Source organism: Mesorhizobium sp. M0045, assembly GCF_040323385.1.
Classification (GTDB): Bacteria; Pseudomonadota; Alphaproteobacteria; order Rhizobiales; family Rhizobiaceae; genus Mesorhizobium.
Genome location: NZ_JAMYUY010000021.1, coordinates 21,093 through 45,169, shown reverse-complemented (window position 1 = coordinate 45,169; position 24,077 = coordinate 21,093). Strand labels below are relative to the sequence as shown.

Genomic DNA, 24,077 nt, shown 5'->3' with positions numbered 1-24,077 from the left:
TTCGATTGGTCACTTCACGGCCCCTGCCATCAGGCCGCGGATGTAGAAGCGCTGCAGCAGCAGGAAGAGCACGAGGCACGGCACCATCATCACGGTGACGCCGGCCTGCACGGCACCCCAGTCGATGGCGCCGAAGCGGCCGGACTGGAGTGCGGTCATCATGATCGGCAGCGTGAATTTGGACTGGTCTGTCATCAGCACGAGGGCCGCCAGAAACTCGTTCCAGGCGCCGAGGAAGGCGAACAGCGCGATGGTCACGATGCCCGGCCAGACCAGCGGCAGCATCACCCTCAAGAGCATGGTGACATTGTTGGCGCCGTCCATGCGCGCGGCCTCCTCGATCTCGCGCGGCACCGCGTCGAAGGCGTTGCGCATCATGAAGATCGAGAACGGCAGCTGCAGCGTGACATAGACGCAGACCAGCCCGGTCAGCGTGTTGTGCAGGCCGATTTTTGTCAGCACCAGGAAGATCGGCGTCAGGATCGACTGGAACGGGATCATGATCGTCGACAGGATGACGACGAAGAGCAGGTTCTTCAGCGGAAAACGGAAGCGCGAGAAACCGTAGCCGGCGAGCACGCTGACGATCACCGACAGCACCACGGTCATGACCGAGACGTAGATGCTGTTTTGCGCCGGCAGCCAGAGGCCATCGCCGAAGGTGTTGAGCGTGGCGTAGTTCTCGAGCGAGATGCCGCTGGTCGGCCAGGGCGGCACCGGCGGCTGGCGCGCTTCCTGTGCCGGCTTGAAGGCCGAAAGCACCGTCCAGGCGATCGGCGCCAGGAACAGAATGGAGGCGATGATGCCGGTCGAGTGCTCGGCAATCTGCATGCCGATGCGGCGTTTGCGGCTCCTTGCCTGCGCCATTAGTCGACCCCCTCGGGCTGGCGCAGCAGCCGCAGCTGGATGAGGCTGAGCGCCACCAGGATGACCAGCAGGATCATCGAAAGCGCCGCGCCATAGCCGAGCTTGAACGACACGAAGGACTGGTTGAAGATCCAGTAGACAGCGGTCAGCGTCTGGTTGCGCGGGCCGCCGCGCAGGATGATGTAGAACTGGTCGAAGGCGAGGATCGAGCCGGCCACCGACAGGATCAGCGCCAGCGCCAGCGTGCGGCGCATCAAGGGCAAGGTGATCGCCCGGAACCGCGCGAATGGCCCTGCCCCGTCGATCATCGCCGCTTCCTGCAGATCCGGCGGGATCGATTGCAGGCCGGTCATCAGGATGATCATGGTGAAGCCCGCCACCTTCCACACCACCATGGCGATGATCGACCAGAAGGCCGGCTGGAAGGTCGCCAAAAGGTTGAATTTCTTCTCGGTCAGGCCAAGCTCGAAGGCGGCCGGGCTGAACAGGCCGGAATCGACATTGAGCAGCCATGACCACAAAAGGCTGGCCGAGGCGAAGCCGATGACCGCCGGCATGAAGAATGACGTGCGGTAGAAGCCCGTCAGTTGCCGCGGCCTTTCGATGAACAGCGCCAGCGGAAAGGCGACGGCGAAGATCGCGATCGTCACCACCACCGTGTAGTAGCCGGTGAACTTCAGCGCGTTCCAGAAGCGGGTGTCGCGCAGGATCGCCCAGTAATTGTCGAGGCCGACAAAGCTGTGCGCGCCCATCAGCGGCCAGTTGTGCAGCGACATCCAGGCGGTCATGCAAAGCGGCACGATGAAGAAGACGACGACAAGCGCGACGGCCGGCGCGACATAGAGCAGGCCGATCCACTGCCGGCGGCCGGCGCCAACGAGTTTGCGGGGGCGCGTCGGGGCGGAGATTGCTGTGATGGTGGTCATGGCTGGCCGCTCGCCTTCCCTTCTCCCCTTGTGGGAGAAGGTGGATCGGCGCGCAGCGCCGAGACGGGGTGTTGGAAGGATCGCCGTGGGTGCCAAGCTGGAGCACCCCTCATCCGTCGCCTTCGGCGACACCGCCCGGAGGCGAGCCACTGGTCTCGCCCCGTCCTTCGGACCCCACAAGGGGAGAAGGGGGAGCCAGCATTGCAACGGCGTACTGTGATGGTGCTCATGCCTGTTGTTCCATTGGCGGGACGTCCCCCTCCCCCTTGAGGGGAGGGTCCGGCCGAAGGCCGGGGGGTGGGGTCCTCCGCGAAGCGCGCCGACATCAAAAGAGCGTCGAGCACTGCCGCGATGACCCCACCCGGACCTGCGGTCCGACCTCCCCTCGAGGGGGAGGTTAAGGGGTTGCCGGGGGTGGGGTCCTCCGCGAAGTGCGCCGGCATCACAAGAGCGTCGAGCACTGCCGCGATGACCCCACCCGGACCTGCGGTCCGACCTCCCCTCGAGGGGGAGGTGGGCGCCAGCCTACTTCTGCGGCGCCGAATCGATGATCGACTGCATGGTCTCCTGCGCATTGGCGATGGCGCCGTCGACGTCTTCGCCGAAGAAGACCTCGTTCATCATCTGGTTCCACGGACCGTTGGCCGAGTTGATCAGGTCGTTGAACACCACCGAATAGGGCGTGCGGCCCTTGGCCATGGCTTCGGCGGCAACCTTGTAGCGCGGGTCGAGGTCTTTCAGCGCCTCATTGGCGATGTCGCCGCGCACCGGCAGGCTGCCGTATTTCGCCAGGATGGTCTGGCCTTCGAGCGAATAGGCGAAATCGAGGAACTCCTTCACCACCGCGACCTTGGTGGTGCCCTTGGTGACGACGAAATTGTCGCCGCCGGCAAACGACGACCAGCCCCCATCCTTGCCCGGCAGGAAGGTGATGCCGTAGTCGATATCGGGATATTGCGTGTTCAGCGCACCGATGGCGAAGGCGCCGGACGGCGAGATGCCGATATTGCCGGTGGCGAACGCGGCAAAGAAGTTGGAGCCGGTGTCGGTCTGTGCGCCTGAAGGCACCAGGTCCTTCTTGACCATCGAACGGTAGAGGTCGATGGCGCCGCGCATCTGCGGCGTGTCGAGCGTCGCCTTGGAGCCGTCCTCCGTCAGGATGTCGCCGCCCGAGGCCCAGATCAGCGGCGTGAAGGTGAAGATGTTGCAGCCGCCGCAATTGCCGGAGAAGTAGAAGCCCTTGATGTCGCCGCCGAGCGCGTTGACCTTTTCGGCGTCGCTCTCGATCTCGGCCCAGTTGGTCGGGCCCTTTTCCGGGTCGAGGCCGGCCTGCTTGAACAGCTTCTTGTTCCAGATCAGCACCGAGGAATCCGCCGAGAACGGCAGCCCGTAGATGCGGCCCTTATATGTGCCGGTCTTGACATGCGCCGGCGACAGGCTGGCGAAATAGGGCAGCGATTTCGCCCAGTCGGTGATGTCCTCCAGCTGGCCGGCGGCGGCGAATGACGGCGTGTAGATCAGGTCGAGCGAGAGTGCATCCGGCGCGGTGCCGCCGGCGGCGGCGGCGCCATATTTCGGGATGATTTCGGCATTGGGGATGATGTCCAGCTTGATCTGGTTCTGATGCCCCTTGTTGAAGGCATCGACGATGCGCGGCATGAAGTTCGAGCCGTCGGCGCGGACCCAGATGTTGGCGGTGTCGGCGGCGGCCGAGCCGACGGTTGCCAGCGTGCCCAAAATGCTCGCGGCGACGGCGAGCCCGGTAATGGTGGTTCTCATGCTTCTCCTCCACATGGATTTAACTCGGCCGCGCCCCAGCGCTTTGCAATCGACACGGCCCGTTTCGTTTCAGCCGTCCGGCGGACGGCCGCATGACTGACGCACCACCAGCCGGCACGGCAGTTTTCTGATGCCCGGCAAAGCGGGTTCGCCGCCGACGAGCGAAAGCAGGGCAAGGCCGGCCTCGCGGCCAAGTGCTGCCAGATTCATGTCGACCGAGGTCAGCGGCGGCCGGGTCGCCTCGGCGACGATCTGCCAATTGTCGAAGCCGATGACGCCGACCTCGTCCGGCACGCCGATACCGCGCTCGCGCAAGGCGTCGATGACGCCGCGCGCGATCTGGTCGTTGCCGCAAAAGACGGCATCAGGTTTTTCGCGCGTGCCGTCGAACCCCTCGCCGTCGAACAATTTTGCCACCGCCTCATGCCCCCAGGCCTCCGACCAGTGGCCAAGCAGCGGCTCCATGACCGGCAGGCCGTTCTCGGCCAGCACTTCGCGATAGGCCTGCGCCCGGGCATGCACCACGGCAAAGCTTGCGGGACCGCTGACGTGGGCGATGCGCCGCCGCCCGAGCCGACAAAAGTGCTCGACCGCCAGCCGCGCCCCGCCGGCATCGTCGGACACGAAAGCGATGGCGTTTGGATCGGGCTCGGTGAAGGCATAGATCGCCGGAATGCCGAGATTGGCGAGGTCGACCGGCAGGTGGCGGTCGATGCGCTTGCCGGTGGCGATGATGCCGTCGACGCGCTTGTCGAGCATGGCATCGACATGCAGCTGGGCAAGGCGGGGGTCGTCCTCGACATTGCACAAGAACACCGAGACCCCGGCATCGACCAGTGCATCGGAAACGCCGGCCATCAGCGGCAGCGAAAAGCGGCCATAGGTGTCGTTGGTCAACAGCCCGACGGTAAAGGAGCGCCGCCTGAGTAGGCTCTGCGCCAGGCTGTTCGGGCGAAAGCCAAGCCGCTGCGCCGTCTCGCGAATCCGGGTCCGCGTCTCGGCAGTCATCCGCCCCTGCCCGTTCAGCGCCTTTGAGGCCGTGGCGACGCTGACGCCGGCAATGGCCGCCACTTCACGCAAGGTGACGGGCTGCTTGGCGGGCGTTGGCTGGACGTCGGACGCCATGATTTGGATATGATCCTCCCAGGTGGGAAAAGCTTTTCTCTTATGGCCCCTCAGGGTGCTGGTTGGTGATGTCAGCGGATGCGAGGCGAGTTGGGAAAAGGTTTTCTCAAGGGAGAGATTAGGACGAAGGATGTGGGGATGGCAAGGGGGAATGGCCGCTCAGCGGCACCGCGATCGAATAATCGCGGTGCCGCAGTCTACCCGTACGGCTAGCAGCTCTCAGTCTGCGGATCGCACGCCTTGTTTTTTTGCTTCTGCGGCTTGGGCTTGGCTGCCTGTTCCGGCTCGGCCTGCTGTGGCTCGGCGGCGGGCTGCTCCTTGGCCTTCTGCTTTTCAGGCTTGGCCGCCTGCTCGGGCTCGGCCTGCTGCTGCTCGGCGGCGGGCTGCTTCCTAGCCTTCGGCTTCTCAGGCTTGGCCGCCTGCTCAGGCTCGGCCTGCTGCTGCTCGGCGGCGGGCTGCTTCTTGGTCTTCTGCTTCTCAGGCTTGGCTGCCTGCTCGGGCTCGGTCTGCTGCTGCTCGGCGGCGGGTTGCTTCTTGGTCTTCGGCTTCTCAGGCTTGGCCGTCTGTTCCGGCTCGGCCTGCTGCTGCTCGGTGGCGGGCTGCTTCTTGGTCTTCTGCTTCTCAGGCTTGGCCGCCTGTTCCGGCTCGCCCTTTTGCTGCTCGGCGGCGGGCTGCTCCTTGGCCTTCGGCTTCTCAGGCTTGGCCGCCTTGCCAGGTTCGGCCTGCTGCTGCTCGGTGGTCGGCTGCTCGCCGGCCTTCGGCTTCTCAGGCTTGGCGGTTTCTTCGGGCTTGGCCTGCTCGGTCGATGCAGCACCTTCGGTCGGCTTCGATTTCCGGCCAGCCTGAACCTGCTTCACCTCCTCGATGTCTTTGAGCTTGGCTGGTTTGGCCTTAGGGTCGGCTTTCACCTCGCCCTCAAAGACAGCGACCGTATCGTTTTCCAGTTTGCCGGACTGCTCGGGCGCGTCGGTCTTGCTGACCTTGACGGCAGTCACCTTCTGATTCGTCTCCTTTTCGATCACATCGACATCAATGACTTTGTTGATCACGACGTTGTTCCGGATCGTCACGTCGCCGGCCGGCTCGGCCGCCTCCACGATGCGAACAAACTCCGGCTCATCACGGATAACGACGGTAGAAATGTCCGCGGCAAGGAATTCGCGGGTGGGGACCACAACCCAGTAATAATCCGGCGTCGTGTCGAAGGTCACCTCGATTGAAATTAGATCCGGATCGCGGCGCGGCGGCAGTGGAGCCCAAATCATGTGCTCCCTGTCACGACGCCAACTCACCCATGCCGGCGCCCAGCGAGTGCCCGGAACCCAATACCAGCCGATATCGTCGGCATAGCCCCACCGGCCGTAATGGTACGTCGCCCAGCCGAATGGCTCGTCGGACACCCAGAGCCAGCCATACTGCTCGGTATAGACCCAATGTCCAAGCGTATACGGACGCCAATCGTCAGGCACATCAACCGGCACGAAAACGGTCGCTCCGTGATACGAGACCCAATCGCCGTAGGAAGACAGGTCTTCATAGAATGTGCTGATCGAAACGGTGGTGGCAGCCCTTGCCTCTGACACAAGCGACAATGGCGCAATTGGGTTGGGAATCTCGACGACCATGAGCAGACAGGCGGCGCCGAGCATCAGTCGCACCGCATGTTGGGCGAGGACGCGTTTCATCGTAATCTTCCTCCGAAACAGATCGCCCTTCATCCTACAAACCCGCCGGCTGCCGGATTGTTCCATTTTGCTGACGTTAGCCCGGATCCGGTCGGGCGACCGCTTGGGATCGCACGACGATATTTGGGATCAGAGTTGCTTCATGGGCGGTGAACCGTCTCAAATGCGCGCCGAAGGCGCGGCGATATGTCGTTGGTAAGGGAGCCGCCTGAGCAGGCTATGCGCCAGGCTGTTCGGGCTAAGGCCCAGCCGCTGCGCCGTCTCGCGAATCCGGGTCCGCGGCGCGGCCGCCATCCGCCCCTGCCCGTTCAGTGCTTTTGAGGCGGTGGCACGCTGACGCCGGCAAGTGCCGCCACCTCACGCAAGGTGACCGGCTGCTTGGCGGGCGTTGGCTGGACTTCGGACGCCATGATTTGGGTCATGATCCACCCGGTTGAGAAGCTTTTCTCTTATGGGCCTGCGGGACGCTGATTGGTGAGGTCAGCGGGTGCGGGGTGGGTTGGGAAAAGGTTTTCTCAGAGGGAGGGTGAAGACTGGCGTAAGGCAAGAGGTATCGGAATAGTCAGCAACCTTGCCGAGCGTGCTAGCCGGCAATGCTTACCGACAGAAGGGAAGTTTGATCGGACAACGCCAAAACGTTCGATCACAATGTCGGCGATTGCAAATGCGCGCGCCTTATGCAACGTATTTCGCAAAATTTGTGAAGTCCACGTGAAATAAAGACCTAATCGGTGTCACAAAAGCGCGAAAAATTCCGTCAACTGGCTGAGAGCCGAACTACCAAAGCACTTGAGGCGATCGCTCGGATCGGTAACCTCTCGAACCGTCAGGTCTATGAGTATGAGGAGGCGGAGGTGAGAAAAATCATTCGGGCGTTGCGGGAAGCCGTTGTTGAGGTGGAAGCGCGCTTTGAAACGCCCCGTGTCCGGAAATCCGGGTTCAAGCTGTAAGGTTCACAATGGACACTTCGAGCATTACTCCGATCCAAATTGACGATACCGATTTCTTGGTCGCGACCACGATCGAGCGTTGTCCACGGATAATGATGATCCGCGAACTCACGAAGAACGCGCTCGAGGCCGCGTCTCAGGCAGAGGAAGGACATCGACAAGCAATCTTCCGGGTGATCAATTTCGGCGGCACACCGAAACTGGCCATCTGGAACACTGGGCCTGGAATGGACGCGAGCGAGCTCTATCGAATGTGCGATCTCGCTGCATCAATCCGAAAGGAGAAGGGCCTGGATGCGAATTTCGGGATGGGGGCAAAGGTGGCCTCACTTCCTTCCAACAAGCTCGGTATAATCTATCGATCGTGCAAATCTGGTGAAGTGAACGAAGTCCTCCTGTGCCAGCGCGATGGCCGCTATGGCCGGCTGCGTCGCCAACTCGATGACGGAGAATTCGCAGAGGTCGTTAACGTTACGCACCAAGCCCGCGAGGAAGGGTACGACCTAGGGGAAGATTGGACGGAAGTGCGACTCTTGGGCAACGAGCACGAGCAAGATACGGCACGCGACCCTTATAACGGCGATCCGACCTTAGACGCCCAGTGGTTGGCCACCTATCTCTACCACCGGTTCTACCGCCTACCCGACGGTGTCCGAGTGGTGCTCCAAACCGGCACTCACAAACTTGGCGAGGGAACGCGCGTGTTCGAACCTCTTCCGCGACGGGCGGCGGCGGGTGCCTTCGGAAGGACTGAAACCGTCGAAACCCCGGTTGGAATCAAAATCCACTATTACTACGATCCGCCCTACGAAAAATCGCCCAGCCACAATCGCTCGATCAGCGGGGCGATCCAATCCGCGCTTAGTCTCGTCGCCATAGTCTATAAAGACGAACTTTACGACGTGAAAACTGGACGAGCCTGGGCAATCAATGCTCCGCTCTTTGGCATCCCGTTCGGGTCGAAGCACATCTCGGTGCATATCGAGCTTCCGGACAATGCGTCGGTACTGCCCGACGGCTACCGCCAGTTCTTGCGTTACCGGTCGGGTGAGCAGGAGACCGTTCAGGTTACACACTTCGGTGATGTAGTCGCGCAACATCGTCCGCAGTGGGTTGTCGACCTCATCCGCTCATTTGCACCGGAAAGCACCTCCAACGACGAAATTCGCGACGAACTTCAGAAGCTACTCAACGATCTGCGCGTTCGTCGTGTTTTGCCCCGTGCGACACCAACCGGGGTCCGGCTGGTGGACTCTTCCTATGGTGCTGGCACTCAAGTGACGCGGGAAGGCGAAGGCTCGGCCAGCGGGTCGAAGCCGAAGACCAAGCACGTCGATCTCAATCTAGCACCGCAAGGTGCAAAAGCGGCGGACCTCTGGAAGGACCGCGAGCGAGCGCCCGACCTTGTACTTTTGAGAACGGCGGAGGAGATCGACGAGAAACAACTTCGCAGCCGAGCTGGGCGGTACTACGAGAATGGACAATTGTTTCTCAACATGTTGTACCCATCGATTGATGAGATGCGCGAGACCCTGGAGGCGTCGTACGCCACGGTAGCCGACGTCGATGCCATGCGGGAGGCAGCGCTGCAGCAAGCCGAGAAGAGTATGATCCTACGAGTCGGCAGGGCTGTTGTGTTCGCCCTTGCAAAGCAGTTGAATAAGGAATGGGACGCTGACGCCGTCAAGCATGCGTTGGCACCAGAATGTTTGAGCCTTGCGGCGGATGATTTCTACGATTCTCTCCAGCCGGCACGCCGAAGCATGGGCCGCCTATTTAGGCCCAACCGTCAAAATGACGAGACTAATGGCACCGAGGACGAGTTATCGTTAGCAACGGTATAAGCTGTGCCCGTGCGCATGGAATCGGCTGTCGCTGCCAAGGGAAGCCACTTTCGCCCCTCACTGTTTAAAGCAGTACTCACGGTGCCATTGCAAGAAACGAGGATGAGGGCGTTCAATCTGTCGGGCCGGCGCAAGCGGTCGACTGGTCTTGTTTATGAATGCCTGCACACTTTCCAAGTCGTTCACCTGCCGCGAGATCAGGATTTCCAGATCGTCGGACAGGCTGATCAACCCCCGATCGAACATCCAATGAGCTGTACCGGATAGTGCGATCCCATTGTTGACGACATCGGGTCCGTTCGCTTCGACCGGTCGAATATGCGCGGCGGAAACCTCTGCTCGTCCACCGCCATTTATCAATTTGAGTCCCGTGATCGCGCAACGCTCATCATAGGCGCGCAAGACGATGCGGCGGAAAATACGATCCCGTACGATACGCGACCCAATGTAACTCACGCGGTCACGGCTCTGCTCGAACTCGAACGGCGCCTGCTCGTCTTGAAAGCCAAGCGACGTGCCGGTCTCATCAACGCGCGGCAGCAATAGCTCATTGCTGTCCAGGCCCAGATCGATAATGCGATTGAAGTCACTTGGACTGATTTGGCGGACCGCAGATTGGGCGCGACCGGAAATCCGTCCTTCGTCGTTAAGGACACTCTTCTCAACAATGCCATTCATACCATTAAACGGAACAGGATTGACGAAATCGAGGTAGGTTCCGGGCTCAATCAGAGCGAGGTACATGTCAGGCTTTGCAGGATCGAGGATGACCTGCTGGACCTTGGCTACCGCGAAATAGCCGCGGCTCTCGTCTACCTTGCTAGGCTCGTAGTAAATGATCCAGTCGCCGACGCATGCTTCGACGCGACGCAGATACTGGCCAGGAAACTGGTATTGCTCAGCGGGACGGTCATTGTAGATCGAATCTGACCGATGAATGAAGACCCCAAACCCCATGATCTTTTTACAATTCGTTCTTTGGAGATATCTGCCTTAGGTGTAATACCAACCGATCTTGGGAGCGTAGTCTAGGCCGGAGAAGCTTTTCCCCACGGTATCGGTCCTTGGAAGCGAATGGGGAAAAGCTCCTCCCCCCTGACAAAGCGCAGCGCTAGTTTCACTGAGCGGTTCGCAGGGCGCCAGCGCAGCCCGCCCCCGACTGAAACGAACCCCGCCATGAGAAAACTCATCATCGCCGAATTCATCAGCGTTGATGGCATTGCCGAGGTTGAGAAGCCACCAGGCGGAAGGCGCCCTTTCTTGCTGCTGCGGTAGAAGACGTCTTGATCCAGCCACAAGCCCAAATTGCTGGATTTGGCGGCCCAGGAAGCGTAGGCTTGGTTTTTGGTTCAGCGATGGAACAGAGACTAGCCGCAATTCTGGCTGCCGATATGGCGGGCTACAGCCGGCTAATGGAAGCCGACGAATCCGGCACGCTCGCACGCCTTCGCACCCATCGCATAGAACTGGTCGATCCCGCCATTGCGAAGAACAAGGGCCGGATCATCAAGACCACCGGAGACGGCATGCTCGTTGAGTTCCAGAGCGTGACCGATGCCGTGAAATGCGCCGTGGAAATCCAACAGCGCATGAAACGGCGCAATTCGGATGTGCCGCAAGAACGGCGTATCGAGTTCAGGATCGGCATAAATCTCGGCGACATCATTTTCGACGATGAGGATATTTTCGGCGACGGCGTCAATATTGCCTCGCGCATCGAGCAACTCGCCGACGTCGGCGGTATCTGCGTGACCGCAGCGGTGGCGACCCAAATTGCCGACCGTCTCGAAATTGCCATGGAGGACCTGGGCGAGAAGACGTTGAAGAACATCAGCCGCCCGGTTCGCCTCTATCGCATCGGGCTTGACAGCCCTGTCCTGCCGGAAGTCGAGGCAAAGCGATCCATCTCGAAACCTTCGATAGTGGTGCTGCCATTCACCAACATGAGCGGCGACCCCGAGCAGGAATTTTTCGCGGACGGACTGACCGAGGACATCATCACCGAACTGTCCCGCCACCATGAGTTGTTCGTCATCTCGCGCAATTCCAGCTTCGTCTACAAGAACCGCGCCGTGAATGTGCGCGAGGTGGCCGAGAAACTCGACGTGCAATACCTGGTGGAGGGAAGCGTCCGCAAGATCGGCGAGAGGGTGCGCGTGACGGTTCAGCTCATCGACACGGCGAATGACGCTCATATCTGGGCGGACAAGTATGACCGGAAGCTGGTCGACATATTCGCGATTCAGGATGAGGTGACGGCGGCGATCGCAGCCACGCTGCCCGGTCGTGTCGAGGCGGCTCAGCGGGACCAGCTCGCGCGGGCGAAACCTGCAAACATGGCCGCGTATGAATGTGTGCTTGCTGCCAAGGTGCTGCATCACCGAAGCACGATTGCGGATAATGAACGCGCGCGAACCTTGATAGAAAGGGCCGTCGCGCTCGACCCCGATTATGCCCATGCCCATGCGTGGCGGGCCTGCATTCTTGGCCAGGCCTGGGTCCATAACTGGTGCGAAGACAGGGATGCCGTCTGGAACAGCATTATGGCGGCGCTGGACAGGGCGCTGGCGCTGGACAACAACGATGCCGATGTCCATCGCATTCTCGCGGCAGTGAACGTGAACAACAATGAGCTGACCACTGCGCGCTACCATCAGGAGCGGGCGCTGGCCCTCAATCCCAATTACGACCTCGTGGTGGTGCAGCAAGGCGAGTTGTTGACGTGGCTGGGGAGACCGGAAGAGGGAATTGAATGGATCCGCAAGGCCATGCAGTTGAACCCGCACCACCCGGAGAGGTTCTGGAGCCATCTGGGAAAGGCGCATTTCGCCGCGCGCCAGTATGGCGAGGCGATCGAAGCTTTCATGCATCTGTCGACCATGGACTCGGCTCAGCACGCCTTCGCCGCTGCCTGCTACGGCTGGCTCGGCGACGAAATCGCGGCCGCGGCGCATCTGGGCAAGATCAGAACGCTCGATCCCCAATTCGACCTCGAGTCATTCATCGCCACCCTGCACTATGCCCAGGAGTCCGATGTGCAGCACATCCGCGAAGGGCTGCTGAAAGCCGGTATTGCCAAGCTGTAGGCAGCCCGTGACGCGCACGATCGGCGATAAGCTGGACCTTAGCCACAGCGAAATAGCTCGGCTCTCTTCTACCTTGCTGGGCTCATGGTAGATGATCCAGTCGCCGAGGCATGCTTCGACGTGGCGCGGATACTGGCCAGGAAACTGGTATTGCTCAGCGGGGCGGTTATTGCAGATCGAATCTGAACAGGAAAGCCCTCCCCCTGAAAAAGCGCCGCGCTAGTTGACGGAGCAGTTCGCACAAGACCCGCGCTCGGCAGAAGGAACCCGCCATGCGAAAACTCATCGTCACCGAATTCATCAGCGTCGACGGCATCGCCGAGGTCGAGAAGCTGCCGAGCGTCGCCTGGAACGATGAGATGCAGAAATTCAAGGAGGACGAGCTTGCCGACAGCGGCGCCATGCTTTTGGGACGCACGACCTATCAGATATTTGCCGGCTCGTGGCCCAAGGAGACCGGAGATTTCGCCGACCGGTTCAACGCTCTACCGAAATATGTCGCTTCGACGAGCTTGACGGCGCTCGACTGGCAGCCGGCCGAGTTGCTGCAGGGCGCGTTACCGGACGCGGTCAGAGGGCTGAAGCAAGGCAGCGGCGGCAACATCTATGTGCATGGCAGCCTCAGCGTCGCGCAGGAATTGCTGCGCAACGGCCTGGTCGACCGCATTAGGCTGCTCAGCTACCCCGGTGCCGTCGGCCAGGGCAAGCTGCTGTTCCCGCCCGGCGCGCAATTGCCGCTCGAGCTGATCTCGGCCACGCAATTCAGCAACGGCGTGGTGGCGCTGGAGTATGCGGCCGGGATGGCGTGATCAGCCAATCTCCCCCCTCGAGGGGGAGATGCCCGGCAGGGCAGAGGGGGTCGGTTCGACCGGGCGCGGTTCCTCTCTTTCGACAGCGGGGGTTGGCGCATTACGCGAGACGACCCCCCTCTGTCGCCTTCGGCGACATCTCCCCCTCAAGGGGGGAGATTGGCAGCTTCCCTACATCGTCCGCTGCCTGCCCGCGACCGCAGCGTCTTCCCTCGCCTTCAGCGCCTGCTCCACCTCGCGCTTCAGCTCGTCCTTGATCGCAACCGTCTCGGCCATCAGCGCCTCGATCTTCATGAAATCGAGCACCCGGTATTTCGACACCGCCGGCCGGACCAATATGTCGGGCCGGCTCTGGTTCAGCTTGCTGGCGATGATCGACTGCATCATCAGCTGCGTGGCGCCGAACATCAGGTCGACGGAGGTCGGGAATTTGCGCCCGGCCTCGGTCGGCGCGCCGACCACGTCGACGGCAATGATGATGTCGGCGTCGAGCTCGATCAGGTCGAACGGCACGGGATTGTAGATGCCGCCGTCGATCAGCATCCTGCCGTCGCGCATCACCGGGCGGAACACCGCTGGAATCGCCGCCGAGGCGGCCAGCGCCGAAGGCAGCTCGCCTTCGGCCAACACCGCGAGCTTGTGGCCATAAAAATCCGTTGCCGTCACCTTCAGCGGTATTTTGAGTTCGGCGAAGGTCTCGGGAATGGCATCGGGCAGGAACGCCTTGAGGATGCGCTCGACATTGAACTGGCTGACCCGCAGGCCGCCCTGCATCGCTTCGGCAAAAGTGCCGGGCCGCGCCCGCCACATGCGCGTCGCCACCTCGGCGCGCCGGCCTAGGATCGAGCGCGCATAGTCGTGGATGTCCTTGCCGGTCATACCAGAGGCCATGCCGGCGCCCATGATGGCGCCGATCGACGAGCCGGCGATTGCCGCCGGCCTGATGCCCAGCTCGTCGAGCGCCTCGATGACATGGATATGCGCCAGCCCGCGCGCGCCGCCGCCGCCAAAGGCGATGCCGAAGCTAGGGCTCATCCCTTGTTGGCCGCGCCCAGCTTCGGCCCGACCACCATGACGGCCGGCTCGGCGGAGAGCAGCTTTTTCGCCACCGCTTTCACCTGGTCCTGCGTCACCGCGTTGATCAGGGCGGCGCGGCGCTGCATGTAGTCGATGCCGAGCTTGCCGAGCTGGATCTCGACCAGCGTTGAGGCGATCGCGCCCGAGGAATTCAGATTGTTGATGGCATAGGCGCCGATCATGTATTTCTTGGTCGCCGCCAGCTCGGCTTCGGTCGGCCCCTCCTCGGCCATGCGCTTGACCACGTCGCGCACCACGGCCAGCGTCTCGGCCGCCCTGTCGGCGCGGGTCGAGGTGGTGATGGACAGCGCCTCGGAATGCTGGTGGTCGACGAGGTCGGAGCTGACGCTGTAGGCAAGGCCGCGCTTCTCGCGCACCTCGTCGAACAGCCGCGAGGTGAAGGTGCCGCCGCCGAGGATCTCGTTCATCAGCACCGCGGCGAAGAAGTCCGGCGCATTCCGCTTCACGCCGGGATAGGCGAGTTGCAGCGAGGCCTGCGGCTGGTCGTACACGACCTCGAGCTGCTGGCCGAGCTTCAGGTCGATGTCGGGAACGGGCGTCAGCGCCTGCTTTTCCGGCAGGCTGCCGAACACCAGGTCGAGCTTCTGCTTCAGCGTCTCGGCGTCGATGGCGCCGACCACCGCGACATGCAGGCCGTCGCGGGCGAAATTTGCCTTGTGGAAGGCGCTGAGATCGGCCGGCGTAATCGTCGCGATGCTTTGCCTGGTGCCCTGGTCGGGCCGCGCATAGGGATGCCTGCCGTAGATCGCGTCCAGCCATTTGCGTTGGGCGAGCGTATCGGGATCGCGCTCGCTGGCGATGATGCCGGACAGGATTTGCGCGCGGATGCGGTCGATCGGCACCTGGTCGAAGCGCGGCTGGTTGACCGCCACGCGCAGCAGGTCAAAGGCGCCGTCGCGCTGGTCGGCCAGCATGCGCATCGAGCCGTAAATGCCGTCGCGCTGCGCGTCGAAGCTCATCTCGGCGCCGACGTCATCGAGCTTGATCTGGAAGGCCTCGCTGTCGAGGTTGCCGGCACCTTCGTCGAACAGGCCGCTCATCAGATTGGCAAGCCCTTCCTTACCGGGCGGATCCTGCGTCGCGCCGCCATCGAAAACGAAGCGGATGGCGACGATCGGCACCGAATAGTCCTCCACCAGCCAGGCGGTAATGCCCTTCGGCGAGATCACCTCCTGGATGTCCATGGCGGCGCGAGCGGAAAGCGCCGGCAGGACGAGGAAGACGAGGGAGAGGAACAGGGTCGCTAGAATCTGGCCGGCGTGCTGGCGCTTCCCTTCTCCCCCAGGGGGAGAAGGGGAGGAGCCCACGAGGGGAGAAGGCAGAGCGGGACCATGCTGGCTCATCATCACATCAATTCCCAGCTTGGGTTTGCGGCAGAAGATAGCCGGTCGTTGCGTGGTCGAGATTGAGGTAGCGGGCAGCGACTTCCTTGACCTGGTCGGCGGTGACCTTGCGGATGCGGTCCGGCCATTGCTGAACGTCCTGGACGTTGCCGCCGGTGGCGAGCGTCGAGCCGTAGATGTTGGCCATGTCTTCCTGCTTGTCGCGGGCAAAGATCATCGAGCGTACGAAACGGTCCTTGGATTTTTCCAGCTCGTCGCTGGTGACGCCGTCTTTGGCGATGCGGGCGATCTCCGCGTCGACCGCGGCCTCGACGTCGGCAAGCTTGGCATCGCCGCGCGGCGCACCGTAGACGGTGAAATTGGTGTCGTCGAGCATGGTGCCGTGGAAGAAGGCGCCGGCCGCCGCGGCGATGCCTTGCCTGACGACAAGCTCCTGGTAGAGCCGGCTGCGGTTGCCGCCGCCGAGGATTTCGGACAGCACGTCGAGCGCTTCGGCCTCGCCGGGCTTTGCCGTGTGATAGGACGGGACCACCCATTGCGTGGTAAAGCTCGGCACGCTGACGCGCCCGTCGGTCAGCGTCACCGTACGCCTGGTGTTCTGTTCCGGCTCGACCGGGCGGATGCGCGGCGGCAGATCCGGGCCGCGCGCGATTTTGCCATAGGTCTTTTCGGCCAGCGCCTTGACTGTTTCCGGTTCGACATCGCCGGCAACCACCAGCACGGCGTTATTGGGTGTATAATATTTATTGTAGAAGGCCATCGCGTCGGTGCGGTTCAGCTTCTCCATCTCCTGCATCCAGCCGATAACCGGAATGCGGTAGGGCTGGTTCTGCCACAGCGTGGCGTCGACTTCCTCGTCGAGCACCGCCTGCGGATTGCTATCGATGCGCGAGCGGCGCTCCTCGAGGATGACGTCGCGCTCCGTCTTGATGACATCGTCGTTGAGGATGAGGTTGCGCATGCGGTCAGCCTCGAAGCCCATCATCTCACCGAGCGCCTGCGGCACCACCGTCTCGTGAAAGGCGGTGTAGTCGTAGGAGGTGAAGGCGTTGTCCGAGCCGCCGATGGCGGCGACGGCGCGGTCGAGCTCGCCGGCCGCATGGTTGCTGGTCGCCTTGAACATCAGATGCTCGAAGAAATGGGCGATGCCGGACTTGCCCGGCGGCTCGTCGGCGCTGCCGATCTTGTACCAGACCATATGGGTGACGATCGGGGCGCGGTGATCGGGGATGACGACGACCTCCATGCCGTTGTCGAGCAGGAAATCGGTCACGACGCCGTCGTCGGGATTGTTGCCCGCCAGAGCCGGCGCGGCCATCACCAGAGCCAGCCCCAAGAGCGTTCCGCGCAGCCATTCAGCCTGAAATGTCATAGATGGCTCCGGTTTGGTGGTCGGACGATAGGCGGGGTTGCTGGTCGAGGCAAAGCGAATTGTGCGTCATTTTGAAGGCGCCATCGCGGACACCGAATTCAGGCGGCCTCGATAAACCGGATGACCGTCTCGCCATAGTTGCGCTCATCGACAACCGAAAAGCCCGGCCCTGCCTCGAACGGCGCCGCCGCCGCTTCCTCGACGACGCAGAGCGCGCCGGGGGCGAGCCAGCCGCCGGCCTTGGCCGAGCGCAAGGCCCGTTCGCCAAGGCCTTTGCCATAGGGCGGATCGGCGAAGACCAGGCCGAATGCGGCGATGGTGCCCGCCTCGCCCAGGGCCGTCGCGTCGCGGCGGAATATCTTGGTGCGGCCGGTGAGGCCGAAGGCCTCGACATTGGTGCGGATCAGGCCGCGCCCCTCGGCGGATTCTTCGATGAAGACAGCGTAGGAGGCGCCGCGCGACAGCGCTTCGAGGCCGAGCGCACCGGTGCCGGCGAACAGGTCGAGGACGCGCGCGCCGTCCAGTCTTTCGGGAAAGCGATGCGCCAGCACGTTGAAGACCGCCTCACGCGTGCGGTCGGTCGTCGGGCGGATGGCAAAGGTGCGGGGCGTCGCCAGCGGACGCCCGCGAAACTCACCGCCGACGATCCGCATTGCTTCCCTTCGGGCCGCCGCGCGGCCGGTCGCCACCGCCATCCTGACGCTCGCCGCGTGGCTTGCCGAACGGCTTTGCACCGCCGCCTTGCGGCTTGCCGCCGGGCTTGCCGTAAGACGGCTTGAACGAGGCCTTGCGCGCCTTGTTTTCTGCCGCCTTGGCGGCGTCTGCCTCCGCCCTGCCCTTGCCGATCGGCCGTGCGCCCGGCGCCATCCAGACATTGGCCTTGCGCTGGCCCGGCGGCTCGATCGGCCGCTGCTCGCGTTCGGACTTCTTCCCACCGAAGCCGCCACGCGGCTTGTCGCCACGGGGTTTGTCCCCGAAGTCGCTGCGTTCAGGTCTGGGGCCACGCTCGCCAAAGCTCTTTTTCGGCCCAAAGCTCCTGTCGGGGCTTGTCGACAGCTTGCCGAGCGCTTCGTCGCGGCTGCCTTCGCGACGCTTGCGGTTCTTGATCAGGCCGCCCTCGCCGATCGGCCGGCGTTCGCCGTCGCGGGTGAATTTCGGCCGCTCGGGCTCCTCCTCCCGCTCACGCCTGACCGGCTTGTTGGAAAATGGCTTGGTGATATCGGCGTCGAAATTGGCGCCGGACTCTTCGACCAGACGCTCGCCGAGTTGGTCGCGCAGCACACGGCCCTTGATCTCCAGCACATGGCCTTCCGGCAAATCATCGAGCTGGAACGGCCCGTAGGAAATGCGGATCAGCCGCGTCACGTCGAGACCGAGCGAGCCCAGGATGTTCCTGACCTCGCGGTTCTTGCCTTCGCGCAGGCCGAGTGTCAGCCAGGCGTTCGAGCCCTGCTCGCGGTCGAGCGTCGCTTCGATGGCGCCATAAAAGACTCCGTCAACGGCAAGGCCTTCGCGCAGGCCGGCAAGCGCGCTTTCCTCGACCTTGCCGTGGACGCGCACGCGGTAGCGCCTGAGCCAGCCGGTGGCCGGCAGTTCGAGGACGCGCGACAGGCCGCCATCATTGGTGAGCAGCAGGAGGCCTTCGGTGTTGATGTCGAGCCGGCCGATGGTCATCAGCCGCGGCAGCCCGGGGGGCAGCACATCGAAGACGGTCTTGCGGCCTTCGGGATCGCGGTTGGTGGTGACCACGCCGGCCGGTTTGTGGAAAAGGAACAGCCTGGTGCGCTCGATCGGCGGGATCTCCATGCCGTCGAGATGGATGATGTCGCCGGGCATCACGTTGAAGGCCGGCGAGGACAACACCTTGCCATTGACCTTGACGCGACCGGCCGCAATCAGTTCCTCGGCGTCGCGGCGCGAGGCCAGGCCGGCACGCGCCAGCCGCTTGGCAATGCGTTCGCCGGCTTCTTCCGTTACCTCGACGCGACGCGGGCGCGGCTTGAAGCCGCCGTCCGACGCCGCCCGTGCCGTTTGTGCACCTTGCGGCCGATCGCCGCCAAAATCACGCTTAGGACGATCGCCGAAGTCACGCTTGGGACGGTCGAAGCGCCTTTCACCGTGCTCGCCTTCGGCAGCGGCCGGCCGGTCGCCGCGCGGCGCGTAGGGCTTGCGCGGACCTTCGCGCTTCTCATAAGGCTTGCCCTCCGGACGCGGCCCTTTGCTGAACGGCCGGTCGCCGCCCTTGAAGTCGCGCTTCGGCGGTTCGCCTTCGGCCGCCGCTGGCCGGTCGCCGCGCGGTGCGTACGGCTTGCGTGAACCCTCGCGCTGTTCATAAGGCTTGCCTTCCGGACGCGGCCCTTTGCTGAATGGCCGGTCGCCTTTGAAGTCGCGCTTCGGCCGTTCGCCTTCGGCCGCCGCCGGCCGGTCGCCGCGCGGAGTGTAGGGTTTTTTGGCGCCGAAGGACGGCTTGCCGCCCTTGCCGGGAGCGCTGTCGCGACCGCGCGGCCCTGCCGGCTTCGGCCCGGCCTTGCGCGGGAATTTCTTGTTTTTGTCGTCCATGTGGCCTTTGCTCGTTTGCGCGGGTAGTAACAGGATCGCGCTCTAGTGGCGAGGAGATAATCGGAATGGAAACCGCGTGAAGCGGCAGGATTTCATGGCGCTGGCGCTGAAAGAGGCCGAAGCCGCCGCCCAGCGTGGCGAGGTGCCGGTTGGCGCGGTCGTCGTCGGCGGCGATACGGTCGTTGCAAGTGCCGGCAACCGCACCCGCGAGTTCGCCGATCCCACTGCCCATGCCGAGATGCTGGCGATCCGCGAGGCCTGCCGCAAGCTTTCCAGTGAGCGGCTCAGCGGCCACGATCTCTACGTGACGCTGGAGCCGTGCGCCATGTGCGCCGGCGCCATCTCCTTCGCCAGGCTGCGCCGGCTCTATTTCGGCGCTGCCGACGAGAAGGGCGGCGCAGTGGTCAACGGCGTTCGCTTCTTCACGTCACCAACCTGCCACCATGTGCCCGATATCTATCCGGGCATGGCCGAGAACGCTGCGGCAGCGCTGCTGAAAGACTTTTTTCGCGAGCGACGCGGACCCTGATTTTCCGGTCCGGCAGACGGTCCAAATCCAAGTCAGCCAGTCCAGCCAGCCAACCCAGGCAAGAACGTCTCTGGCGCCGTCAGGCTACCAGGGCAGCCAGTCGAACATGCCGCCGCTCTTGCTCTTGGCGGCCGCCTCCTTCTTGAGGCGGCGTTCCTTCTTGTACTCATCCTCGCCGAGGTCATCCACCGGCGCGGTGGGGGCGGCGGCGCGGTATTGCACCGGCGGCTCGCTCAGATATCTGCGGGTGGTCGGGTCGCCCTGTTTGCCTTCAGCCAGACGGCGCTTGACTTCCGCGGCGCGGCCCTTGTCCGAAGCCGCTGGAGTCCATGCCGGCGGATGGCTCGAAGCCGACTGCGCCATCGCGGCCTTGACGGCCACCGGGTCGGTCTGCACGTCATCGACAATCTGCGCCTGGTAGGCCGGGTCGTCCTGATGCAGGGTGGCATCGGCGCGCAGGCGGGCACGGCGCTGCTCCGGCGATTCGGGCCATTCGGCACTTGCCGTCTCGATGCTTTCCTGGGGCGGCGGCAACACTTCCTTCTGCCCTGGCCCCGGCTTCACCAGCGTGGGGCGCGGCTTGTAGTCGATACTCTCCTTGCGCTTGGGTGCGAAGGAAAAAGCCCCCGTGAGGTCGTCGGCAAGCTGCGAGGCAGCAGGCTTGTCGGTCCCGTAAGTGGGCGAGCCCATGCAGCCGGACAAGGCGAGGCCCGATACGACAAGCGGCGCCAGCAGCGCAACGCGCGCGTAAGTTCTCTCGGTCATGCCAAAAAGTCCCACTGTAGACAGCCTCTCGATTGCCGCCGGCCAAAGAAAGGTCCGGTCCCCGTCGCCTATGCTCTTCCGACGGAATTCCGGCGACAATTTGTCGTCCGGAGTTTCGCGTGTTTACCTCAACCACTCGTTAAGGGCAACGCGCCGGGGCCGATCGGCTGCCCGCCGTGGCATTTGTGCACCGCCTTAGAGGCGGCTCAAAGCCTTGAGTTCATGCAGGACAGCGGCGTCACGGGCCGAAACATCCGGGAATTCCGGATCTGAGCCGACATCGGCGGTGTAGCGCCAAGAGCGCGCGCACTTCACCAGGCCGCGGTTCTCCGCCTTCTCGACGACCACGGCGACGCCTTTAACGTCGTCGAGGGTAAAGCTGCCCGCCGGCGCCTTGCCGTGCACGATTACCAGATCGCTGGTGATCGCCATCTCGGCCATATCGACATCGGCGATCGCCGCTTCGAGCGCGGCATCGTCGAGGGTGACGACCGGCACCGCTTCCAGCGAAGAGCCGATGACCTTCTGCGCGCGGGCGATTTCCAGCGCGCCGGTGACGACACGGCGGACCTGCCGCACCTTGCGCCACTTCTCCGCCAGCGCCTCGTCCTTCCAGTCCGCCGGGATTTTCGGGAACTGGTCGAGATGCACCGAGACCGCATCCGGATGACGGTCGAGCCAAGCCTCTTCCATAGTGAAGGGCAGCATCGGCGCCAGCCATTTCACCAGGCAGTCGAAGAGATGGCGCACCACCTGCACGGAAGCCTTGCGCTTCACGCTGGAAGGCGCTTCGCAGTAAAGCGCGTCCTTGCGGACGTCGAAATAGAAGGCCGATAGCTCGACCACCATGAAGTCGAGCAGCGCGCGGGTGATGCGCTTGAATTCGAACGCGTCGTAGCCCGAGCGTACGACTTCATCGAGTTCGGCGAGCCGGTGCAGCATCAGCCGCTCCAGCTCCGGCATCTTGTCCAGCGGCACCTCCTCGCCGTCGTCATGGGCGAGTGTGCCCAGCATCCAGCGGATGGTGTTGCGCAGCTTGCGGTAGGCGTCGATATTGGTCTGCAGCACGTTCTTGCCGAGCCGTTGGTCTTCCCAATAATCGGTCGTCACCACCCACAGCCGCAAGATGTCGGCGCCGGACTGCTTGATGACGTCCTGCGGCACGACCGTGTTGCCGAGCGACTTCGACATTTTCCGCCCCTCCTCATCCATGGTGAAGCCATGGGTGACGACGGTGTCATAGGGCGCCCTGCCCCTGGTGCCGCAGCTTTCGAGCAGCGACGAGTGGAACCAGCCGCGATGCTGATCGGAGCCTTCGAGATAGAGGTCGGCCGGCCATTTCAGGTCGGGCCGGTCCTCAAGCGTGAAGGCATGCGTCGAGCCTGAATCGAACCAGACATCGAGGATGTCCATGACCTGCTGCCATCTCGAGGCATCGTGATTGCCGAGGAACCGCTCCTTGGCGCCGGCGGCGAACCAGGCGTCGGCGCCTTCTTTCTCGAAGGCGTCCATGATGCGCTGGTTGACTGCCTCGTCGCGCAGCACGTTGCCGTCGGCATCGGCAAAGACGGCGATCGGCACGCCCCAGGCGCGCTGGCGCGACAGCACCCAGTCGGGGCGCTCCTCGATCATGGCGCGGATGCGGTTCTGGCCGGCGGCGGGCACGAAGCGGGTATCGTCGATGGCTTTCAGCGCGCGGCCGCGCAGCGTCGTGCCGTCGCCAAGCTCCTGGTCCATATAGACGAACCATTGGGGCGTGTTGCGGAAGATGATCGGCTTCTTCGAGCGCCAGGAATGCGGATAGGAGTGCTTCAGGCGGCCGCGCGCGAACAGCGCGTTGCGCTTGATCAGCTCGTCGATGACAGCCTGGTTGGCGTTGCCCTTCTTGCCATTGTCGTCGATGACGCGCGCCGCTCCACCCTCGCGGTGCGGGCCGAAGCCCGGCGCGTCCTTGGTGAAGAAGCCGGCATCGTCAACGGTGAAGGGGATCGCAGTGTCGATGCCGCGCTGGCGAAGGTCAGAGGCGGCATCCATCCAGGCGTCAAAGTCTTCGCGGCCGTGTCCCGGCGCGGTGTGGACGAATCCGGTGCCGGCATCGTCGGTGACATGATCGCCGGCGAGCATGGGCACGGGAAAATCGTAGCCGCCACCCAGACTTTTGAGGGGATGCGAAAGCGTAAGATTTTCAAGCTCTTCGGCGCCAACGTTGCGAAGCCGATTCAGGGTGACCTTGGCCTTCGCGGCAGCGTCGTCTGCAAGTTTCTCGGCAAAGATCAGCTTTTCGCCGGGCTGGGGACCAAAGGCGTTCTCGGCCGCTGTAACCTCATAGAGACCATAGTTGATGCGCGGCGAGTAATTGACGGCGCGGTTGCCGGGGATTGTCCACGGCGTCGTCGTCCAGATGACGACGCTGGCATCAAGCAGATCGAGCGACGTCTGCGTCAGCTTGGGATCCAGGGCTGGCTGTCCATCCTCGATGTTGATGACCTGGCGAGCGAGGCTGACGACCGGAAACTTCGCCCAGATCGTGTCCGACTCGTAGTCCTGGTATTCGACCTCCGCCTCGGCCAGCGCGGTGCGTTCGACGACGCTCCACATCACCGGCTTGGAGCCGCGATAGAGCTGGCCGGACATGGCGAATTTCAGCAGCTCGCCGGCGATGCGCGCCTCGGCGTGGAAAGCCATCGTCGTATAGGGATTGTCGAAGTCGCCGACGACGCCGAGGCGCTGGAACTCGGAACCCTGCACCTTGATCCAGTGCGCCGCAAACTCACGGCATTCCTGCCGGAACTCGTTAACCGGCACCTCGTCCTTGTTCTTGCCCTTGGCGCGGTACTGCTCCTCGATCTTCCATTCAATCGGCAGGCCGTGGCAATCCCAACCGGGTACATAGTTCGAGTCATAGCCGCGCATCTGAAACGAGCGGGTGATGACGTCCTTGAGGATCTTGTTCAGCGCGTGGCCGATATGGATGTTGCCATTGGCGTAAGGCGGGCCGTCGTGCAGCACGTATTTTTCGCGGCCGGCTGCGTCTTCGCGCAACTTGCGGTAAAGGTCCATGTCCTGCCAGCGCTTGACCAGCAGCGGTTCCTTTTCCGGCAAACCGGCGCGCATCGGGAAATCCGTCTGCGGCAGGTAGAGCGTTTTGGAATAGTCGATCGTCTCGGCGGTCTCGGTATCAGTCATTCGTCTGCCATATGCGTTGCCGGCGGCAAAAGAGCCCGGGCGTTGAAGTTCTTCGCTTTGACGCATATCGTCTTCCCAAAACCGGACCCACTTTTGGGCGATATGCGTTGATGATCTGGAAAAAGCGCGAGAGGCCGCGCGCAAGATTCCCGGC

18 protein-coding genes and 1 pseudogene are annotated in these 24,077 nt (G+C 63.1%); 5 read left to right on the top strand and 14 right to left on the bottom strand.

All coding sequences use genetic code 11. From position 1 onward, the window contains the following. Positions 1 to 9 precede the first annotated feature (9 nt). The 6 genes and pseudogenes from NKJ72_RS25500 to NKJ72_RS25475 all read right to left on the bottom strand — a co-directional run. Positions 10 to 867 carry a carbohydrate ABC transporter permease gene (locus tag NKJ72_RS25500; RefSeq protein ID WP_352479924.1) on the bottom strand — a complete coding sequence of 286 codons (858 nt, stop codon included), beginning with the start codon at positions 865 to 867 and terminating at the stop codon, positions 10 to 12. After that, positions 867 to 1,793 (bottom strand): carbohydrate ABC transporter permease, encoded by a 927-nt coding sequence (locus NKJ72_RS25495; protein WP_352479923.1) that lies wholly within the window; start codon positions 1,791 to 1,793, stop codon positions 867 to 869. The genes NKJ72_RS25500 and NKJ72_RS25495 overlap by 1 nt, the downstream gene beginning before the upstream one ends. A gap of 525 nt (positions 1,794 to 2,318) precedes the next feature. Continuing rightward, positions 2,319 to 3,572 carry an ABC transporter substrate-binding protein gene (locus NKJ72_RS25490; RefSeq protein ID WP_352479922.1) on the bottom strand — a complete coding sequence of 418 codons (1,254 nt, stop codon included), beginning with the start codon at positions 3,570 to 3,572 and terminating at the stop codon, positions 2,319 to 2,321. A 69-nt stretch (positions 3,573 to 3,641) separates the two neighbouring features. Then, positions 3,642 to 4,697 (bottom strand): LacI family DNA-binding transcriptional regulator, encoded by a 1,056-nt coding sequence (locus tag NKJ72_RS25485; RefSeq protein ID WP_352479921.1) that lies wholly within the window; start codon positions 4,695 to 4,697, stop codon positions 3,642 to 3,644. A 209-nt stretch (positions 4,698 to 4,906) separates the two neighbouring features. After that, positions 4,907 to 6,346, bottom strand: coding sequence for a DUF6600 domain-containing protein (locus tag NKJ72_RS25480; RefSeq protein ID WP_352479920.1), 1,440 nt, complete (start codon positions 6,344 to 6,346; stop codon positions 4,907 to 4,909). A gap of 240 nt (positions 6,347 to 6,586) precedes the next feature. Then, positions 6,587 to 6,792, bottom strand: a pseudogene (locus NKJ72_RS25475) (LacI family DNA-binding transcriptional regulator); the annotation flags it as partial. Between the two features lie 321 nt (positions 6,793 to 7,113). Between NKJ72_RS25475 and NKJ72_RS25470 the strand changes: the two are divergent. Both NKJ72_RS25470 and NKJ72_RS25465 read left to right on the top strand, forming a co-directional pair. Continuing rightward, the gene (locus tag NKJ72_RS25470; protein WP_352479919.1) at positions 7,114 to 7,332 is read left to right on the top strand and encodes a hypothetical protein; all 219 of its coding nucleotides are present in this window, start codon (positions 7,114 to 7,116) and stop codon (positions 7,330 to 7,332) included. 8 nt (positions 7,333 to 7,340) lie between these two features. Continuing rightward, positions 7,341 to 9,176, top strand: a complete 1,836-nt coding sequence (locus NKJ72_RS25465; protein ID WP_352479918.1) for a hypothetical protein — start codon at positions 7,341 to 7,343, stop codon at positions 9,174 to 9,176. A gap of 57 nt (positions 9,177 to 9,233) precedes the next feature. Here NKJ72_RS25465 and NKJ72_RS25460 read toward each other — a convergent pair whose 3' ends face one another. Continuing rightward, positions 9,234 to 10,133, bottom strand: a complete 900-nt coding sequence (locus NKJ72_RS25460; RefSeq protein WP_352479917.1) for an HNH endonuclease — start codon at positions 10,131 to 10,133, stop codon at positions 9,234 to 9,236. Positions 10,134 to 10,531: 398 nt separating this feature from the next. On the opposite strand from NKJ72_RS25460, the gene NKJ72_RS25455 reads away from it, so the two are divergent. Both NKJ72_RS25455 and NKJ72_RS25445 read left to right on the top strand, forming a co-directional pair. After that, positions 10,532 to 12,262, top strand: a complete 1,731-nt coding sequence (locus tag NKJ72_RS25455) for an adenylate/guanylate cyclase domain-containing protein (protein WP_352479916.1) — start codon at positions 10,532 to 10,534, stop codon at positions 12,260 to 12,262. A gap of 272 nt (positions 12,263 to 12,534) precedes the next feature. Then, the gene (locus tag NKJ72_RS25445; protein ID WP_352479915.1) at positions 12,535 to 13,071 is read left to right on the top strand and encodes a dihydrofolate reductase family protein; all 537 of its coding nucleotides are present in this window, start codon (positions 12,535 to 12,537) and stop codon (positions 13,069 to 13,071) included. A 171-nt stretch (positions 13,072 to 13,242) separates the two neighbouring features. Here NKJ72_RS25445 and NKJ72_RS25440 read toward each other — a convergent pair whose 3' ends face one another. From NKJ72_RS25440 to NKJ72_RS25420, 5 genes are all read right to left on the bottom strand, one after another. Beyond that, positions 13,243 to 14,106 carry a patatin-like phospholipase family protein gene (locus tag NKJ72_RS25440; RefSeq protein WP_352479914.1) on the bottom strand — a complete coding sequence of 288 codons (864 nt, stop codon included), beginning with the start codon at positions 14,104 to 14,106 and terminating at the stop codon, positions 13,243 to 13,245. Continuing rightward, positions 14,103 to 15,515, bottom strand: coding sequence for a M16 family metallopeptidase (locus tag NKJ72_RS25435; RefSeq protein ID WP_352479913.1), 1,413 nt, complete (start codon positions 15,513 to 15,515; stop codon positions 14,103 to 14,105). The genes NKJ72_RS25440 and NKJ72_RS25435 overlap by 4 nt, the downstream gene beginning before the upstream one ends. A 4-nt stretch (positions 15,516 to 15,519) precedes the next feature. Next, on the bottom strand, positions 15,520 to 16,884 hold the full coding sequence (locus tag NKJ72_RS25430; RefSeq protein WP_352479912.1) for a M16 family metallopeptidase: 1,365 nt from the start codon (positions 16,882 to 16,884) through the stop codon (positions 15,520 to 15,522). Positions 16,885 to 16,982: 98 nt separating this feature from the next. After that, positions 16,983 to 17,537: a 16S rRNA (guanine(966)-N(2))-methyltransferase RsmD gene (rsmD, locus tag NKJ72_RS25425; RefSeq protein ID WP_352479911.1), complete on the bottom strand. Its 555-nt coding sequence runs from the start codon at positions 17,535 to 17,537 to the stop codon at positions 16,983 to 16,985. Next, complete coding sequence (locus tag NKJ72_RS25420; RefSeq protein ID WP_352479910.1) at positions 17,518 to 19,443, bottom strand: pseudouridine synthase; 1,926 nt, start codon at positions 19,441 to 19,443, stop codon at positions 17,518 to 17,520. Before NKJ72_RS25420 ends, rsmD begins: the two co-directional genes overlap by 20 nt. Before the next feature lie 76 nt (positions 19,444 to 19,519). Between NKJ72_RS25420 and NKJ72_RS25415 the strand changes: the two genes are divergently transcribed. Continuing rightward, complete coding sequence (locus tag NKJ72_RS25415) at positions 19,520 to 19,972, top strand: nucleoside deaminase (RefSeq protein ID WP_352479909.1); 453 nt, start codon at positions 19,520 to 19,522, stop codon at positions 19,970 to 19,972. An 84-nt stretch (positions 19,973 to 20,056) separates the two neighbouring features. Here the strand turns inward: NKJ72_RS25415 and NKJ72_RS25410 are convergent, their stop codons facing one another. Together NKJ72_RS25410 and ileS are read right to left on the bottom strand one after the other, a co-directional pair. Continuing rightward, positions 20,057 to 20,737: a hypothetical protein gene (locus NKJ72_RS25410; protein ID WP_352479908.1), complete on the bottom strand. Its 681-nt coding sequence runs from the start codon at positions 20,735 to 20,737 to the stop codon at positions 20,057 to 20,059. A 195-nt stretch (positions 20,738 to 20,932) separates the two neighbouring features. Continuing rightward, positions 20,933 to 23,923 (bottom strand): isoleucine--tRNA ligase, encoded by a 2,991-nt coding sequence (gene ileS, locus NKJ72_RS25405; protein ID WP_352479907.1) that lies wholly within the window; start codon positions 23,921 to 23,923, stop codon positions 20,933 to 20,935. Between the last annotated feature and the right edge of the window lie 154 nt (positions 23,924 to 24,077).

Excerpts from the sequence above, each read along its gene's own strand:
- NKJ72_RS25410 (WP_352479908.1), bottom strand. The coding sequence starts at position 20,737 with ATGACCGAGAGAACTTACGCGCGCGTTGCGCTGCTGGCGCCGCTTGTC.
- NKJ72_RS25435 (WP_352479913.1), bottom strand. The coding sequence starts at position 15,515 with ATGATGAGCCAGCATGGTCCCGCTCTGCCTTCTCCCCTCGTGGGCTCC.
- rsmD (WP_352479911.1), bottom strand. The coding sequence starts at position 17,537 with ATGCGGATCGTCGGCGGTGAGTTTCGCGGGCGTCCGCTGGCGACGCCC.
- ileS (WP_352479907.1), bottom strand. The coding sequence starts at position 23,923 with ATGACTGATACCGAGACCGCCGAGACGATCGACTATTCCAAAACGCTC.
- NKJ72_RS25500 (WP_352479924.1), bottom strand. The coding sequence starts at position 867 with ATGGCGCAGGCAAGGAGCCGCAAACGCCGCATCGGCATGCAGATTGCC.
- NKJ72_RS25490 (WP_352479922.1), bottom strand. The coding sequence starts at position 3,572 with ATGAGAACCACCATTACCGGGCTCGCCGTCGCCGCGAGCATTTTGGGC.
- NKJ72_RS25495 (WP_352479923.1), bottom strand. The coding sequence starts at position 1,793 with ATGACCACCATCACAGCAATCTCCGCCCCGACGCGCCCCCGCAAACTC.
- NKJ72_RS25440 (WP_352479914.1), bottom strand. The coding sequence starts at position 14,106 with ATGAGCCCTAGCTTCGGCATCGCCTTTGGCGGCGGCGGCGCGCGCGGG.
- NKJ72_RS25465 (WP_352479918.1), top strand. The coding sequence starts at position 7,341 with ATGGACACTTCGAGCATTACTCCGATCCAAATTGACGATACCGATTTC.
- NKJ72_RS25460 (WP_352479917.1), bottom strand. The coding sequence starts at position 10,133 with ATGGGGTTTGGGGTCTTCATTCATCGGTCAGATTCGATCTACAATGAC.
- NKJ72_RS25480 (WP_352479920.1), bottom strand. The coding sequence starts at position 6,346 with ATGCTCGGCGCCGCCTGTCTGCTCATGGTCGTCGAGATTCCCAACCCA.
- NKJ72_RS25485 (WP_352479921.1), bottom strand. The coding sequence starts at position 4,697 with ATGGCGTCCGACGTCCAGCCAACGCCCGCCAAGCAGCCCGTCACCTTG.
- NKJ72_RS25455 (WP_352479916.1), top strand. The coding sequence starts at position 10,532 with ATGGAACAGAGACTAGCCGCAATTCTGGCTGCCGATATGGCGGGCTAC.
- NKJ72_RS25430 (WP_352479912.1), bottom strand. The coding sequence starts at position 16,884 with ATGACATTTCAGGCTGAATGGCTGCGCGGAACGCTCTTGGGGCTGGCT.
- NKJ72_RS25445 (WP_352479915.1), top strand. The coding sequence starts at position 12,535 with ATGCGAAAACTCATCGTCACCGAATTCATCAGCGTCGACGGCATCGCC.
- NKJ72_RS25420 (WP_352479910.1), bottom strand. The coding sequence starts at position 19,443 with ATGGACGACAAAAACAAGAAATTCCCGCGCAAGGCCGGGCCGAAGCCG.